Here is a 14,857-nt window from a genome sequence, read left to right as displayed (position 1 = left end):
CGCCCTTCGGCGGAAAAGACGCGGCGGCAGATGGAAGGACGGCTCCGTGTATTTGGACAGGATAAGCGAGGCGATCGCCCACTTCATAGGGTTGTTCCAGATAGCGGCGGAACAGTCACGGTTGCGCGACGACTACCTTGAGTTCAAGGCCCGGCAGGCGGCACCGGATCTGATTCCGCCGGACGAACATCTCCCGATCGCTTTTCAATCCCCTTATGATTTCAACAACCCCGATCCGGGCTTGCACTATGTTCCGGCTGGTCCTGCGCTCGAAACGCAGACCGTGCATGCCGAACCGGCATATGTCCGGATGGAGGTTGCGATCGGAGCCGAGGTGCCGCCCGTGGTCTATCCGGGCTACCTTGCGCTTGCGCCACACATTTCTCCCACGGCACATCACACGGGACATTCGGGCGCTCCGGTCTTCGAGCTCCAACCTGTCGGATCGGTCGCTGTGCATGTCGCGCAGATCAACAGCCTTTTCGACAATGATTTCGTCAATATCGGTGCAGGAAACGTCGATTTCCATCCGATCGGCTCGCCGAACCTTGCGCTCGAAACGCTGCATCACGACGCACTGCAATTCCTTCCGGTCCAGTCGCCGTCGTTCGGCGCCCCTTCTGACATCGGTTCCTTCGTCGCCGAAACGGCGGCGTCACTCGACCGCTTTGCCGACGCAGTCAGCAAAATGGCAGAGGATCCTACCCCCGGCAGTTCAGGCGACGATCCTTCCACGCCAGTCGGTGCCGACGGGATTTCCGTCTACGCGCATGTCTCGGTCGTGACCGATCCGGTCGGAAACGGGACATATGTCAACGGACAGGTGGCGGAGAAGCCGGAGCTGGATGACAAGCTTCCGGCGGCATCTCCCCTCGTCCATGAACCGGCGGCGGCGAATGGCGGCGATCCCGAGCCCGGCAATGTCGCCTCGACCGTCACCGGCGGCACGGTCCACGGAGAGGGCGTCGTGTCGGCAGACACTTCGGTGGAACTCAGCACCGGCGGCAATGCCCTGGTCAATTCCGCAACAGTGACGAACGCTGCGCTCGCGGGCGGTGTCTTCGCGGTGGCCGGCAATCATTTCTCGCTCGATGCCATCATCCAGATCAATGCGTGGAGCGATTCCGATGCGATCGGGTCGAGTGTGAACGGCTGGAACGCCGCCACGCACCAGGCCGCCACCTCAGCATTCAACATCGCGGAGATGGTACGAATCGACGCCGGAGCTGAAGCCGGGTCCGATCATCAAGCAGCAGCGGGATTTCCAAGCAGCTGGGTTGTCACGGAGATCAGTGGTGACTTCATTTCCCTGAACTGGATACAGCAACTCAATTTCATCATTGATCACGACACCGCCGTCATCTCCTCTTCCTTCGGTGTGACGACGCAGGTCGGCACCGGTGAGAACCAGGGCTTCAACGGCCTCTCGATCGCCGATCTCGGGAAGAGTTACGATCTCGTGCTGATCGGCGGAAACTACTACGACGCGAATATCATCTCGCAGACGAATGTGCTTCTCGATGACGACATCGTGGGCGCGGTCGGTGGGTTTCATAGCTCGGGTCACGGCTCGGTGTCGACCGGTGACAACCTGCTCTGGAACAATGCCAGCATCACTTCGATCGGCACCGGAGCAGCGGAGGGATTGCCGAACGGCTTTCTGCACGCGATCCACGAATTCGGGAACGGCAACAAGACGCTTTCCTCAGACGTGTTGAACGACAGCGCGTTCCTCGGTCTTCCCGGCCTCAAAGTTCTCTACATCTCGGGCAGCATCTACGACCTGCAATACATCCACCAGACCAATGTGCTTGGCGACGCCGACCAAATCGCGCTGGCGATGAACTCCGCCAGCCCGGCCATCGATGCCGACTGGTCGATAACCACCGGCTCCAACGCTCTGGTGAATTCGGCCCAGATCGTGGATGTCGATCCGGGCAGCGAGATCTATGTTGGCGGCGACCGCTATACGGATGAACTGCTGGTTCAGACCGACATCATCCGTACCGACCACCTGCTGGAAACACGGGATGCCGATCATCTGGTCAATGAGGCCGTGGCGTTCCTCAGTGACGACATGGTCGGCCCAGCCCACGAAGACCCGGTTTCACATCTGAAGGACCCACTCGATGTTCATCCCGGGCACAGCGACGTCATGCAGTCCGTAATTTCCTAAAGCATCTTGCAATCGAGGGGGGCGATGGACGAGCGTTCGGGAAATCACGCGGAAATGACGGCAGCGCCTGACGGTGCCGAAACCGACTATGGCGAACCTGGTAAATCCGGCGACACGACATCGGGTGCCAAGGACAAGCTTGACCTACGGTTCGCTGTCTTCATGGCGGAAGTCGATCGGGCGGCTGCCGATCTGAGGAGGAATAAAACAAATTCGATTTGGTTCCGTCCGGCCAATGACGATGAGGAAGCGGCGCCCGTGTCCGATCGAGACGAATCCCGGAGCGAGGATAGGGATACGACGGAGGAAATGGACGAGCCGGCATTCGGGCGAAACCGCCGGTTCCGGCAGCGAGGAGAACGGGACATGCCCGGCGGCAGCCTCAAAGTGATGGATGTCGACAACGGTCCAATAAAAGCGGAGGCGCATCCCTCCGGCTCAAAGACACCGAACAAGCGCGCCGGGAACGCGGACGCTGGTTCCGCCGACGTGTTCCATCGTCGTCTCGGACCGATCAATCTCGCCGACAATCTGAAGTCGGGAATACGCGCCGTCCGCCGCAACCTCGCGGTTGTCATGGCCTTCACCGTGGCGACAAACGTCCTGGTCCTCGCGATCCCGATCTATCTCTTTCAGATATCCGATCGCGTGCTGACGAGCCGCTCGATCGATACGCTGGTGATGCTGACAATATTGATCGCAGGCGCGGTCGTCCTCAACGCCGTGCTCGACGCTATCCGCCGTTTCATCCTGATGCGCACGGCAGTCGAGGTGGCGGTCCAGCTCGGCGCGCCCATCCTTGGCGCTGCCGCCCGCGCCTCGCTCCATAGCAACGGGCGCGAATACCAGACGCTCGGCGACCTGCAGCAATTGCGGTCGTTCCTCGTCTCGGGCACGCTCCTCGCTTTTCTTGACGCGCCGCTGACGCCGCTGTTCATGCTGGCGGTGTTTCTGGTGCATCCCGACCTCGGCTTCATCACGGTGGTCGCCGCCATCCTGCTTTTGGTGATCGCGTTCATCAATCAACGGATGACCGCCGCCTCGTTCCATGAGGCCAATAATTTCCAGAGCAGGGCGAACCTGCATCTCGATTCCATGTCACGCAACTCCCAGATCATCAACGCGCTTGCCATGATCCCGGAGACGGTGAAGATCTGGGGGCAGGACACGGCAGGGTCCCTGAAGGCCCAGGTGCTCGCCCAGGACCGCAACGTCATTTCCGCCTCGATTTCCAAGGGGATACGTCTGCTTGCGCAGGTGGCTATGCTGGGTTGGGGCGCCTACCTTTCCCTTGAAGGCCAACTGACGGGCGGCATGGTCATCGCCGCGTCGATCATCGCCGGCCGCGCGCTGGCTCCCGTGGAAGGCGCCATCGAAGGCTGGCACCAGTTCATCAATACCCGTTCCGCCTATGAGCGCATTTCAACCCTGCTCAAATCGTCTCCCTTGAATTTTGAGCGGCTGAAATTGCCGCAGCCGCAAGGACGGCTCGACGTGGAGCGCTTGCTCTTCGTGCCGCAGGGAACCAAACGGGTCGTGCTGAACGGGATATCATTCACGCTCGCACCTGGTGACTCGCTTGCCGTCATCGGGGATTCGGGCGCCGGCAAGACAACGCTCGGCAAGATGCTCGTTGGTTCGATCTTGCCGACATCCGGCAACGTACGTCTGGATCTGATGGACCTGCGCAACTGGGACCAGCGCCAGTTCGGCGAGAATATCGGCTATCTGCCTCAGGACGTTCAGCTTTTTCCAGGCACCATCAAGGCCAATATCGGCCGCATGCGCGAAGACGCCAGCGACGATGACATCTACAAGGCCGCTATGCTGGCCGATGTGCACGAGCTGATCTCGACCTTTCCCCAAGGCTACGAAACGATGGTCGCAGCCGATGGCGCGCCTTTGTCGGGAGGCCAGAAACAGCGGATCGCGCTGGCTCGCGCCTTTTTCGGCAATCCGCGTCTGGTCGTTCTGGACGAGCCCAATTCCAATCTGGACGGGGCGGGCGACGCCGCGCTGCTGCGAGCCCTTGCGCACGCGAAAGAGGAAAAGATCACGATGGTCACCATCACGCAACGGCCGTCGCTGCTCAATTGCGTCGACAAGATCATGCTGTTGTCCAACGGCACCGTCTCGATGTTCGGCGTGCGCCAGGAGGTTCTCAAGGCGCTCGCACCCTATAACGCCGCCGGCGGACGTCCCGCCGTGGCCGACCGGGCGGCACAGGTGGCGTGATGAGCACGAGCATCGCGGACGTTCACGATATCGAGTGGTATGGCCAGGTGCCGCGTTCGATACGCAGGCACGCGCTCGTCGGGCTGGCCCTGATCCTGGCGGTGTTTGGCGGCTTCGGGACATGGGCGGCGACCGCGCCGCTGGCAGCCGCGGTGATCAGCGCGGGCAGTTTCGTCGCAACCGGCGAGAACAAGGTGGTCCAGCACCTCGAAGGCGGGATCATCCAGGAGATACTGGTCAACGAGGGCGATCACGTCACCGCCGGCCGGCCCTTGATCCGGCTCGACGGAATTGCCGCACAGGTAAAGCAGCGGCAACTTTTCCTGCGCCAGGCGCGCCTCGAAGCGAATGCGGCGCGCCTTTCCGCGCAGGTCACCAACAAGCCTGAAATCAACTTTCCCCGCATCATCATCGACAACAGGAACGACAGCGACATCGGCTCGATCGTCGACGGGCAGATCGCCAGTTTTCGTTCGGCCCAGAGCCGGGTTGAAAGCGAGATCGGATTGCTCAAGCAGAATATGGAGTCGCTGAAATTCCGCTCGGAAGGCTTCCGTCGGCAAAGCACCTCCATGTCCGACCAGCTTTCCTTCCTGCAGGAAGAATATAAAGGCAAGCTGAAGCTCCTCAACCAGGGGCTCATGCGCAAGCCGGAGGTCAACGCGATCCAGAGGGCCATCGCCGATGCACAGGGCCAGATCGGCAGGCTGAATGCGGAAGTCGCCGAGACGGATGCCCAGGCCGAAAAATTCCGCCAGCAGATCGATCAGACAATCACCGAGCTGAACCAGAAGTCGCTCGACGAATTGCAGAGCAGCCAGGGGGAACTCGACGCCGTACGCGAGGAGGCTCGCCAGGCGCAAAACATCATGCAGCGCTCGATGATAAATGCGCCGGTTTCAGGCACCGTCGTGCGGATGTACTACCACACCTCGGGCGGCGTCATCGAAAGCGGCAAGAAGATACTCGAAATCCTTCCCGCCAACGTCCCGCTCATCATCGAGACCCAGATCCAGCGCAAGGACATCGACGCGGTCAAGCCGGGCCAGAGAGCGAGCATCCGCCTGGTGGCGCTCAACCGGCGTACGACGCCGGTGCTGTTTGGTGACGTCTACTACGTCTCCGCCGACGCTTTGTCCGACGCCACCATCCCGAACACGGAGGTCTATCTGGCACGCATCCGCCTGCCGGCAAGCGAGCTTGCCCGGATTCCCGGATTCACCGCGACGCCCGGCATGCCTGTCGAGGTAATGATAGAGACGGCCGAGCGGACCTTCCTGGACTATCTGACGAAGCCGATCCGCGAAAGCATGTCGCGGGCCTTCACTGAACGATAGGCGACGGATTCACTAGAGCGTTTCCGTTTTTCACGGAAACGCGGAAACGCTCTAAGTTTTGTTTTCGCAGCATTTTTGTAACGCCAAGCGATCCCACTTGGCTACAAAATGCACTAACAGGAAGTCGTGGAGGGCGATCGAGAGGCCCAATGGAACCAATCAAGCCCTGAAACCCCGCCAATGTGGGCGATCTTGCACAGGTCCTGGTCGCCGCCGCGACTTCAACGGTTTTTTGCCTGTTCCTGTTGGACATTCGGCGCCATTGATAGACCGGGCGGGCTTCGCAACCTCTTAGGTTCCCAGGCTGACTGGTGACAGCTCCGGCAGCCACCTCGGATCAATACGCCCGACCGTCGCGAGTAATTCCAACATCTCATCGCGCGAGAACCGCATCGTGTAGCGGTAGAGAGATTTATCGTCGTAGAGGCCGCCGGCGCAAAAACGCAGCTGGACCTCATCGCCCTCGACGCCCACTTCGATCAGCTCGAGTGGCTGTTTAAGGATTGTCTTCTCGACCCCTGGTCGCTTTGCCGGTCCGATCTTTATGTCCATAACGAATTGCCCTTGCCGACCCAATAATGCGATTGGACGAGGGGTGCTCAACACACCCCAACTCACACAAATGTTGCCATTTGCGTCCAACCCAGGCCGGATGAACTGCCTCACTTGAATGAGGCCCACGTACATCTGGGGCTATACAAGAATAACAGAATACCCCCTCGTCAGCCTAAGCTCCAGTCCCATTCGGGTTACGCCCAAAGACGTAGTGAATTGCCCACTTGGCACGCGATCACCGCAGTTTCGACAATGCGGCTGAGCATCGCATCCTTCGAAAGTCCTTATTTGGAAAGGCGGCTGCCCCCGGAATGGTTCGTTCGTCCGTTGCTGTCACCGGACGAACGATCTCAATCAAGCACTGGCCCTCTCGGCACGACGGTAAAAGGCCGACAGCAAACTGAGCAGCAACGCTCCTGCAAAGAGCCACCAGGCGGCATGCGTGAAGGCGCTCGCAAAGCCCTCGGCCGTTAGGGCGCTACTTGTGTTAGCGCCATACAGGATTGCAACGAGAGCAATTCCGATGGATGCGCCGGTTCGTTGCAGCATGTTCATGATTGCCATGGCGTCGGGGATCTCTGCGGGGCCGATGCGCGCCAGTCCTGCTGTCATCGCAGGAATCGTGCATAGCGCCATGCCGAACCCTCGCACGAGCAGTACCGTGCCAAGCCACCAATAATTTGCATCAAGCGCAACCAGTGCGAGCGGCAACGTGGCCAGGACTGTTAGCGCTCCACCCCCTAACAGGAGTAGGCCAGAGCCGTACCGGTCGCTGATCCGGCCGGCGAATGGAAAGCCAATGGCCGTGCCAACGATCTGCGGGGCAATGAGGAGGCCCGCGGCTGCGGAAGTCTCGCCGCGAACATCGACGAAGTAATAGGGCAGGAGCAGCAATGCACCGAAGTTCAGGGCGCCGCCCACGAATATGATACCTGCCGCCAATGAGAAACGGGAACTTGTGAAGAGCTTCAGATTTAAAACGGGTTCGCTGACTCTCAACGTCCACAGGAGAAAGAGAACGAGGAGAGCCGCGCCCGCTGCGAGACTGACCATATCGTGAACCCGCCCTAACCCTCCACCCTTGCCGGCGGCCGAGACCCCATAGATCAACAACGGCACACCGGTCATGACTAAGAGCAGACCGAACCAATCCAAGCGGCCAGCGATGCCAGCCTGCACCTTTGGCAGCCACAGTGCACCTGCGATCAGCGCAACTGCGCCGAGTGGGACATTGATCAGAAACACGGAGGTCCAACCGAGACGATCAAGCACAACGCTCCCGAGCGTCGTGCCGAGCGTGGGAGCCACGACTATGGCAATCCCAACGACGCTCATGATCCGGCCAAGCCGTCCCCGGCCGGCGACAACCGCCAGAATTGTCTGCCCTGCAGGCACCAAAAGGCCTCCCGCCAGTCCTTGCAGCACTCTTCCTACGATGAGAATGGGCAGCGTTGTCGATAACGCGCACCAGATCGAGAAAATGGAAAATAGAGCTAGACTACCCAGCCATAGTCGCGTCGAGCCGATCCTCTTTGCAGCCCAGCTGCTCAATGGCACGCCTGCCGAGAGTGCAAGAAGATAGCCGGTAGCGATCCATTGGGTCGCTGTCGGCGACGCGTCCAAATCACTGGCGATGGCCGCCAATGCCAGGTTCACGATGGTCGACGACAGCATGGAGCTGAATGCGCCGAGCACGATGATCACCGCCTGGCCCCAAATAGACCAGGGAATATGCTCGAGGTCCGATACGGTGTCGGCATGCTGCGGGCCAATCGTGCCGGCCGTCGGGGCCTTTCGATATGACATCGCTGAAATTCCTCTCAATCTCCGCAAGCTCATCGAGTCTGGACAGCCGACGGGCTCCATGCGATATTTCCCTATCAACGATCGAGTAATCTATCATTGTTAGGGAGTCAAGATGGCAAAAATCAGAAGAGACGAGGTTGTTGCTGCTGCCTTGGTCCTGCTGAACGAGGTGGGAATCGAGGATCTGACAACCCGACGACTCGCGGACAAGCTGGGCATCAAATCGGCCACGCTCTACTGGCATTTCCGAGATAAAGCGGCGTTGCTTGGAGAGATGGCCGAGGAGGTGATGGCCACTCATCATCGCGTTACAACTTCGCAGCCGGCAAGCGAATGGCCCGAATGGTTTGCGGAAAACGCTCGTAGTTTCCGGCGAGCCTTGCTTCTCTATCGGGACGGGGCCCGACTGCACGCCGGCACAAGACCTGGCAGCGAACAGGTTTCGAGCAAGACCGACTACCTCATGGCGGCGGGTTTCACCCATGAGGAAGCGTTGATGGCACTTGGTACGACCAGCCACTTCACCGTCGGTTGCGTTTTGGAGGAGCAATCACATTTAGAGCGAGGCGTCTCGGCAGAATCAGGGAAGCTGATAGCGATATCGGCGGAATCCATATTCGAGTTCGGATTGCGCATCATTGTCGAAGGACTGCGCAACACGATCGACAAACGCTGACCTTCGTCCAGTACCTACGGGACGCGTCCGTGGCACGCTTGGTCGCCGCAAATCGGCGCGTTTCCAAATTTAGCCCCTGTGATGGCCAACCAGCTCATTTTCGAAGTCGCGCTTAGGGGAACCGACCGAACGGAATGTCAGGCTACTGGATTGGCAAAATGACTTAAAACTGGACCTTAAGCCTGCGCCAGTTGATGTCTATGATCCGATCCATCATGGATTGGCCAAGTACGGACAGGTTGTATCCGCGTGTCACGCCATGTCGTTGATGGTTTCCAACCCGTTCGGAGATGCGTGGCATGTGCATATCGTGCACTCATACAATACATAGACACCAGCATAATTTTGGATGGTGCCGAGATTACGCTCCCGAACTGACAGCGAGACCTGGAGACACCATCCTTTTTCAGTGCTTGGATTCTTCGGGCGGGCTGATCACCGCTGATTCAACTGTCGATACGATTGCGAGCTTCGATTTCAGCAAGATCAATCCGCTCACCGGACCAGTCTATGTGGAGGGCGCGCAACCGGGCGATGCGCTGAAGATCAGCTTCCTCAAATACCATCCTTCCGGAAAGGGCTGGAGTGGAAACATTCCCGGATTTGGGTTGCTTGCGGATCAGTTCAAAGATCCTGCCCTTTATTTTTGGAACTATGACACGGTCAGCATGAAGCCGTGCGCTTATGGGTCCGGCGGTCGCGTTCCGCTGAAGGCCTTCGCTGGCACCGTTGGTGTCGCGCCGTCCGAAACAGGAATTCATTCGGTCGTGCCGCCACGCAATGTCGGTGGCAACATCGACATCCGTGACCTCACGGCCGGAACGACTCTCTACCTCCCGGTGGAAGTGGAAGGCGCGTTGCTTTCCATAGGAGATACGCACGCGGCCCAAGGTGACGGTGAAATTGCTGGCTCCGCGATCGAAACCCAGATGGATGTCGAGATTAAGATCGAGCTCGTCAAAGGGGCTATGCTGCAAGCGCCGCGGTGTACGACGCCCGGGCCCGTTACGAACCATCTTGACGCTGCAGGCTATGAAATAACGACCGGCATTGGACCGGACTTGATGGCAGGTGCCCGTGAGGCGGTGAAGCGGATGATCGACCTGCTGGCGACACAGCACGGCCTGAATCCGATGGACGCTTACATGCTCTGTTCCGTATGCGGCGACCTTCGCGTGAGTGCGGTGGTCAACCGGCCGAACTGGGTGGTGTCGTTCTACTTCCCCCGTATCGTGTTCTCCTGAGGCTGCATCCTACGCCATGGTGGAGGCAGCTCGATGAAGCTACCCGGTTTTCCCCGTATCCAGCTCGCGCATTTGCCGACACCGCTCGAACGGCTGGATCGACTCTCCAAAGAACTCGACGGTCCGGAAATCTGGATCAAGCGCGACGACTGCACGGGCTTGTCGACCGGTGGTAACAAGGCCAGAAAGCTTGAGTTTCTGATGGCGGAAGCTCAAGCCATGCAGGCAGATACCGTCTTAACCTGCGGGGCGGTCCAGTCCAATCACGTACGACAAACCGCGGCCTTTGCCTCCAAGCTGGGGATGGATTGTCACATCCTGCTGCAAGACCGGACAGGATTGCATGACGCACTCTACGGTACCAATGGCAACGTGCTTTTGAATCATCTTCATGGCGCAACAATCTCGCACCGGCCGGCAATCGTCGACTTGCAAACCGAGCTGGCGGTGGTGTTGAAACAGCTGCAAGAAGAAGGACGCAAGGTGTTTGTCATCCCCGTGGGAGGGTCAAACCCGGTAGGTTCGCTTGGGTATGTCGACTGTGCTCTCGAGCTCACCCTACAGGCGACAGAGCGAAAGCTCCCCATCGACCACCTGATTACAGCGACCGGAAGCTGCGGCACACAGGCGGGCCTTGTCGTTGGATTCACAGCCGCGAAGGCTGGAATTAGAGTGACGGGAATAAGCGTGAAACAGGATCAGGCAGTCCAGGAAAAAAACGTGTTCGATCTCGCGATCCAGACCGCGCATCTGATCGGCCCTGGGGCCCTGCCGTCACGAGATGATGTGATCGCCGACAGCAGCTATGTGGGACCCGGTTATGGCGTGCCCGGCAAGGACACCCTGGAGGCGATCAGCATGTTCGCGCAACTGGAAGCGATACTGCTGGATCCCGTCTATTCAGGAAAAGCGGCGGCGGGATTGATCGATTATTGCCGCAAGCGTCGCTTCACCGCTGGTGAGAAGGTCGTGTTCCTCCATACTGGAGGGGCGGCATCGCTTTTCGGATATGGAAACATCATGGCAAACCGGGCTGAGGAGCTCAGCTAACTCGACGCGGGCGTTGGTATTTCTCCGCTGGGTCGAGAGCTTGGTTCAAGGGCAATCATTGAACATCGCACTTCCAATTCTCGACCCCGGTTGCGGCCACTTACCCGCCGATTACTTGCCCGGTCGAGAAGTGCGACGCGCGATCCGGTGCATCGGGCAAACAGACCATGCGTTCCAAGCGGGCAGCCAAGAGGTTCATGGGCCATGCAGGCTGCGAAACATCTTGCTGAGCCGCTTTGCCAGCGAGGGCGTCGAGGTGGAGTTGAGCCAGATCCTGCTGACGGGATCCAGCACCCAGGCCCTGGACCTTATTTGCCGATACGCGGTAAGTCCTGGGGACGTTGTCCTTGTCGATGATCCGTGTGGTGAGAACCTTTACGAACTCCTTGGAGCGCATCACGCCCGCATTGTCAGCGTTCCATATACTTCCAATGGCCCGGACACGGCAGCGTTTCAAACGGTGCTGATCTCCGCGCAACCGAAGCTCTACATCACGAACACGGCTGTACACGATCCGACCGGCGCGAGCCTTTCGGCGCAAACAGCCCACAAGATTGTCAGCCTCGCTTCGACTCACGGTGTCACGATCGTAGAGAATGATGTTTTTGCAGATTTCGAACCCAGGCGTTCTGCTCGTCTTGCTGCCCTCGATGGTTTGCAGGGAGTTGTCCGCATAGGGAGCTTTTCAAAGACAATCTCGGCGACTGTCCGTTGCGGCTACGTTGCAGCCCGAAGAGACTGGATTGAAGGTTTGGCCAAACTGCAAGCTGCAACAAGCGTGGTGGGATCCAGCCCTCTTGCCGCAGAGATCATCGCGAGCGTCCTTTCCGGTCCCTTCTATGGGAAATATATGTCGGGATTGCGCGATCGCCTGGCCCTGGAAAGAGAGGCGGCTGTTACTCGACTTGCTCCGTTCGGCATCGTTCCGTGGCTCACGCCGGCGGGTGGGTTTTTTCTTTGGTGCCGCCTTCCAGACGGATACGACGCAAGAGCCATTGCAGCCGGATGCGCGGATCAAGGCGTTGCCCTCGCGCCTGGAACCCTGTTCGGCAACTCGAAAAGTGCGCGCAGTTTTCTGCGATTCAATGTTGCCCGGCTGACGGATGCCCGAATCTTCGACGCCCTGGAGCGCTCGATGGAGTTGCGGTGCGGACGTTCTTCAGGAGCGGGCGGGTATTGAGCGTCGTTTGGCCTCGAAATCGTTGACGGCCTGACCCATCAACCGAATGCCACGCTCTATGCGGGAAGTCGTCAGTGCAGCATATCCTAAGACGAGACCCGCAAAGTCCGGGCGTATCGCAGACTGGTCCGGTTCGTAGAGAGACGTGACAGGATAGGCGCCCACCGATCTCGTGAGGATAGCGTCGACCAGCTCGTTTTCCATGGAGCTTGGAAAGTCGCGAAACCATACGACGATATGCAATCCGGCATCTGCACCTTCTATGACGACGCGGTCTCCAAAGGCCTGACGCAAGGCGCCCAACAGCACGGCACGACGCTCGCCATTTCTTCGACGAACCCGCCGAACATGGCTTTCATATGTGCCGCTTTCTATCAGTGTTGCGAGTGCCTCCTGTTCCATTGTCGGCGTGTGCCGATCCGCGAGCTGCTTCGCCAGAGCAAATGCGTCCTGCAACTGCGAGGGCACGACAAGATAGCCGAGACGCAGGGCGGGAGAGAGCGTCTTGGAGATCGTTCCGAGATAGATGACGTTTTCGGTGCTTTCCAAACCGTAGAGGGGCGGCACAGGGTTGATATCATAGCGATATTCGCCGTCGTAATCGTCCTCGATGATGTATGCGTCCCTCTGCCGTGCCCAAGAAAGCAGTTGATGGCGCCGGCCGATCGGCATGACGCCCCCGAGCGGATACTGATGCGATGGGGTCACATAAGCCAACCGCGCGTCGTGGTCTGCCAGATGCTGTGTCTCCATCCCGTCTTTGTCCACGTTTATCGGGATGAGGGCTGCACCAGTCGCGCGAAACGCATATCGGGCGCTCGTATAACAGGGGTTCTCGACAACAAAGCTATCGTGTTCGTTGAGCAGAAGCCGGGCGCAGACATCGAGCCCCTGTTGTGAGCCGTTCACGACAATGATCTGATCCGGGCTACAGCGCAGCGTTCTCGCTCGCCACAAATACCCTTGGAGCGCACAGCGGAGGCGTCGCGACCCTTTTGGATCGCTGTAGCTCAGGCGATCCGGTGAATTGGCCATAGTCGTGTTGACTGCACGTTTCCACGCCAGAGCAGGGAAGTCGCTGAGTGCGAGATCGCCATACTTAAAATCGACAATGAGATTGTGCCGTCGTTCCTGGTAAGGCTGGCTGATGCTCTTCAGTCTGTTGCCATAGTCCGACAGGCGTGTCGGGCCGTGGATTCGCGGTGGCTGGATGGTCTTGTTCTGGTCGACGACCGCCGGGGCTACGCGTGGCCGGGCGCCCTGCCGGACATCGATAAACCCCTCGGCGCTCAACTGCTCGTAGGCGGCCGTGATCGTCGTCCTGGAGACGGCGAGTTCGCCAGCCAGAGCTCGCGAGGATGGCAGCAGGCCGTCCGAACCATAGACGCCGCTTACGATCTGATCGCGGAGAGCTTCATAGATTTGCCGGGCGCCCAGTGCGCCCTTTCGTGTGCCAAGTTTCATAAACTGGACTGCTAAAATTTGCCAAAACTGGACGTTCGGTGTTGTCCAGTATCGTACTACTGTTGGCCGGAAACAAGTCAATGGTCTCGATGGACGAGAGCTATGTTCAGAACCGCAAGCGGCCGCAACCGACGGCCTATTGCGGTGACCTGAAGTCAAGTTTGTCACCACGAACAGGGAAACTGCTGAAATGACACTGCCAAGGGGCCTCGCAGCCTATCCAATCACGCCAAGCGATGAGTCCGGAAAGGTGGATACTTCTGCGTTGCGGTATCTCGTGGGGCGACTTCGTGACGCCAAAGTCGACGCGATAGGGCTCTTGGGAAGCACGGGCAGCTACCCATATCTCACCCGAGAGGAGCGGCGGCGCGCCGTTGAGGCGGCTCGCGATGAGGTGGGCCCCCAGATCCCGATCCTTGTCGGCATCGGGTCTCTTCGCACCGATCAAGTGGTGAAACTGGCGCAGGATGCGAAAGCGACGGGTGCCGCGGCCGGGCTGCTTGCGGCGGTCTCGTACCAGCCGCTGACCGAAGACGAGGTCTTTGATCACTTCGCTACCGTTGCACGGGAAAGCCGCCTTCCAATCTGCATCTATGACAATCCGGGGACGTCTCATTTTCGATTCACCGATGGGCTTCTCCATCGCCTTGCCGAAGTGGATGGTGTTGTGGCGCTGAAAAGCCCGGCCATGCCGTCGTCTGAGGTCGCCGATCACCTTGCTTCCCTGCGCAAGTTCGTCCCCCAGAGTTTCTCTCTTGGATACAGCGGTGACTGGAGCACTACGGATGCCATGGTTGCCGGCGCAGATGTCTGGCACAGCGTTCTCGGTGGCATCCTTCCCGAGATTTGCCTGCGCCTGACTGCGGCTGCGCAAAGTGGCGATTTTAACGAAGCGCGGCGGCTCGGCGCCGTGCTCGCGCCGTTGTGGGAATTGTTCAGAGAGTTTTCGAGCGTCCGTACCGTCTACGCAATAGCTGAGCATCTGGATCTGAATCACACATCTCTTCCAAAACCCGTGCAGGGACTTTCGGCTGACGTCAAAAAGCGCCTCCATTCGGTGCTGGCACAACTGCCCGAAGACTTCACACGGTAGCGGCTGCCCGAACGTCCTCTTTGAAATGGAAACAACTAGCT

At 59.1% G+C, this 14,857-nt stretch carries 11 protein-coding genes; 8 read left to right on the top strand and 3 right to left on the bottom strand.

Going from position 1 to position 14,857, the window contains the following annotated elements; genetic code table 11:
- The first annotated feature begins 46 nt into the window (after positions 1 to 46).
- The 3 genes from ACFWXH_RS24415 to ACFWXH_RS24405 are packed head-to-tail and all read left to right on the top strand — an operon-like array spanning position 47 to position 5,748.
- Positions 47 to 2,176 carry a type I secretion protein gene (locus ACFWXH_RS24415; RefSeq protein ID WP_379123919.1) on the top strand — a complete coding sequence of 710 codons (2,130 nt, stop codon included), beginning with the start codon at positions 47 to 49 and terminating at the stop codon, positions 2,174 to 2,176.
- Positions 2,177 to 2,200: 24 nt separating this feature from the next.
- On the top strand, positions 2,201 to 4,411 hold the full coding sequence (locus ACFWXH_RS24410; RefSeq protein ID WP_379123918.1) for a type I secretion system permease/ATPase: 2,211 nt from the start codon (positions 2,201 to 2,203) through the stop codon (positions 4,409 to 4,411).
- A complete protein-coding gene (locus ACFWXH_RS24405; RefSeq protein ID WP_379123917.1) occupies positions 4,411 to 5,748 on the top strand; it encodes an HlyD family type I secretion periplasmic adaptor subunit in 1,338 nt (445 codons plus the stop codon). The genes ACFWXH_RS24410 and ACFWXH_RS24405 overlap by 1 nt, the downstream gene beginning before the upstream one ends.
- Positions 5,749 to 6,039: 291 nt before the next feature.
- Here the strand turns inward: ACFWXH_RS24405 and ACFWXH_RS24400 are convergent, their stop codons facing one another.
- Together ACFWXH_RS24400 and ACFWXH_RS24395 are read right to left on the bottom strand one after the other, a co-directional pair.
- Entirely contained in the window at positions 6,040 to 6,300 is a 261-nt protein-coding gene (locus tag ACFWXH_RS24400) for a hypothetical protein (protein WP_379123916.1), read from the bottom strand.
- Between the two features lie 357 nt (positions 6,301 to 6,657).
- Positions 6,658 to 8,109: a DHA2 family efflux MFS transporter permease subunit gene (locus ACFWXH_RS24395; RefSeq protein WP_379123915.1), complete on the bottom strand. Its 1,452-nt coding sequence runs from the start codon at positions 8,107 to 8,109 to the stop codon at positions 6,658 to 6,660.
- A 112-nt stretch (positions 8,110 to 8,221) separates the two neighbouring features.
- Here ACFWXH_RS24395 and ACFWXH_RS24390 point away from each other — a divergent pair, with 112 nt between their 5' ends.
- From ACFWXH_RS24390 to ACFWXH_RS24375, 4 genes are all read left to right on the top strand, one after another.
- Positions 8,222 to 8,785, top strand: coding sequence for a TetR/AcrR family transcriptional regulator C-terminal domain-containing protein (locus ACFWXH_RS24390; protein WP_379123914.1), 564 nt, complete (start codon positions 8,222 to 8,224; stop codon positions 8,783 to 8,785).
- 299 nt (positions 8,786 to 9,084) lie between these two features.
- Positions 9,085 to 10,029 carry an acetamidase/formamidase family protein gene (locus ACFWXH_RS24385; protein WP_379123913.1) on the top strand — a complete coding sequence of 315 codons (945 nt, stop codon included), beginning with the start codon at positions 9,085 to 9,087 and terminating at the stop codon, positions 10,027 to 10,029.
- A gap of 33 nt (positions 10,030 to 10,062) precedes the next feature.
- Positions 10,063 to 11,079, top strand: coding sequence for a D-cysteine desulfhydrase (locus tag ACFWXH_RS24380; protein WP_379123912.1), 1,017 nt, complete (start codon positions 10,063 to 10,065; stop codon positions 11,077 to 11,079).
- On the top strand, positions 11,039 to 12,259 hold the full coding sequence (locus ACFWXH_RS24375; RefSeq protein WP_379123911.1) for a PLP-dependent aminotransferase family protein: 1,221 nt from the start codon (positions 11,039 to 11,041) through the stop codon (positions 12,257 to 12,259). Before ACFWXH_RS24380 ends, ACFWXH_RS24375 begins: the two co-directional genes overlap by 41 nt.
- Here the strand turns inward: ACFWXH_RS24375 and ACFWXH_RS24370 are convergent.
- On the bottom strand, positions 12,239 to 13,723 hold the full coding sequence (locus ACFWXH_RS24370; protein WP_379123910.1) for a PLP-dependent aminotransferase family protein: 1,485 nt from the start codon (positions 13,721 to 13,723) through the stop codon (positions 12,239 to 12,241). The two genes, ACFWXH_RS24375 and ACFWXH_RS24370, sit on opposite strands and share 21 nt — an antisense overlap.
- 190 nt (positions 13,724 to 13,913) lie before the next feature.
- Between ACFWXH_RS24370 and ACFWXH_RS24365 the strand changes: the two genes are divergently transcribed.
- Positions 13,914 to 14,816 (top strand): dihydrodipicolinate synthase family protein, encoded by a 903-nt coding sequence (locus ACFWXH_RS24365; protein ID WP_379123909.1) that lies wholly within the window; start codon positions 13,914 to 13,916, stop codon positions 14,814 to 14,816.
- Positions 14,817 to 14,857: the final 41 nt, after the last annotated feature.

The organism is Mesorhizobium sp. NPDC059054 (genome assembly GCF_042739215.1).
GTDB lineage: Bacteria > Pseudomonadota > Alphaproteobacteria > Rhizobiales > Rhizobiaceae > Mesorhizobium.
This window is presented reverse-complemented; position numbering and strand designations above follow the sequence as displayed.

Bases quoted from the DNA above. Each gene is read 5' to 3' on its own strand.
- ACFWXH_RS24410 (WP_379123918.1), top strand. From the start codon at position 2,201: ATGGACGAGCGTTCGGGAAATCACGCGGAAATGACGGCAGCGCCTGAC.
- ACFWXH_RS24405 (WP_379123917.1), top strand. From the start codon at position 4,411: ATGAGCACGAGCATCGCGGACGTTCACGATATCGAGTGGTATGGCCAG.
- ACFWXH_RS24400 (WP_379123916.1), bottom strand. From the start codon at position 6,300: ATGGACATAAAGATCGGACCGGCAAAGCGACCAGGGGTCGAGAAGACA.
- ACFWXH_RS24395 (WP_379123915.1), bottom strand. From the start codon at position 8,109: ATGTCATATCGAAAGGCCCCGACGGCCGGCACGATTGGCCCGCAGCAT.
- ACFWXH_RS24390 (WP_379123914.1), top strand. From the start codon at position 8,222: ATGGCAAAAATCAGAAGAGACGAGGTTGTTGCTGCTGCCTTGGTCCTG.
- ACFWXH_RS24385 (WP_379123913.1), top strand. From the start codon at position 9,085: ATGTGCATATCGTGCACTCATACAATACATAGACACCAGCATAATTTT.
- ACFWXH_RS24380 (WP_379123912.1), top strand. From the start codon at position 10,063: ATGAAGCTACCCGGTTTTCCCCGTATCCAGCTCGCGCATTTGCCGACA.
- ACFWXH_RS24375 (WP_379123911.1), top strand. From the start codon at position 11,039: ATGGAAACATCATGGCAAACCGGGCTGAGGAGCTCAGCTAACTCGACG.
- ACFWXH_RS24370 (WP_379123910.1), bottom strand. From the start codon at position 13,723: ATGAAACTTGGCACACGAAAGGGCGCACTGGGCGCCCGGCAAATCTAT.
- ACFWXH_RS24365 (WP_379123909.1), top strand. From the start codon at position 13,914: ATGACACTGCCAAGGGGCCTCGCAGCCTATCCAATCACGCCAAGCGAT.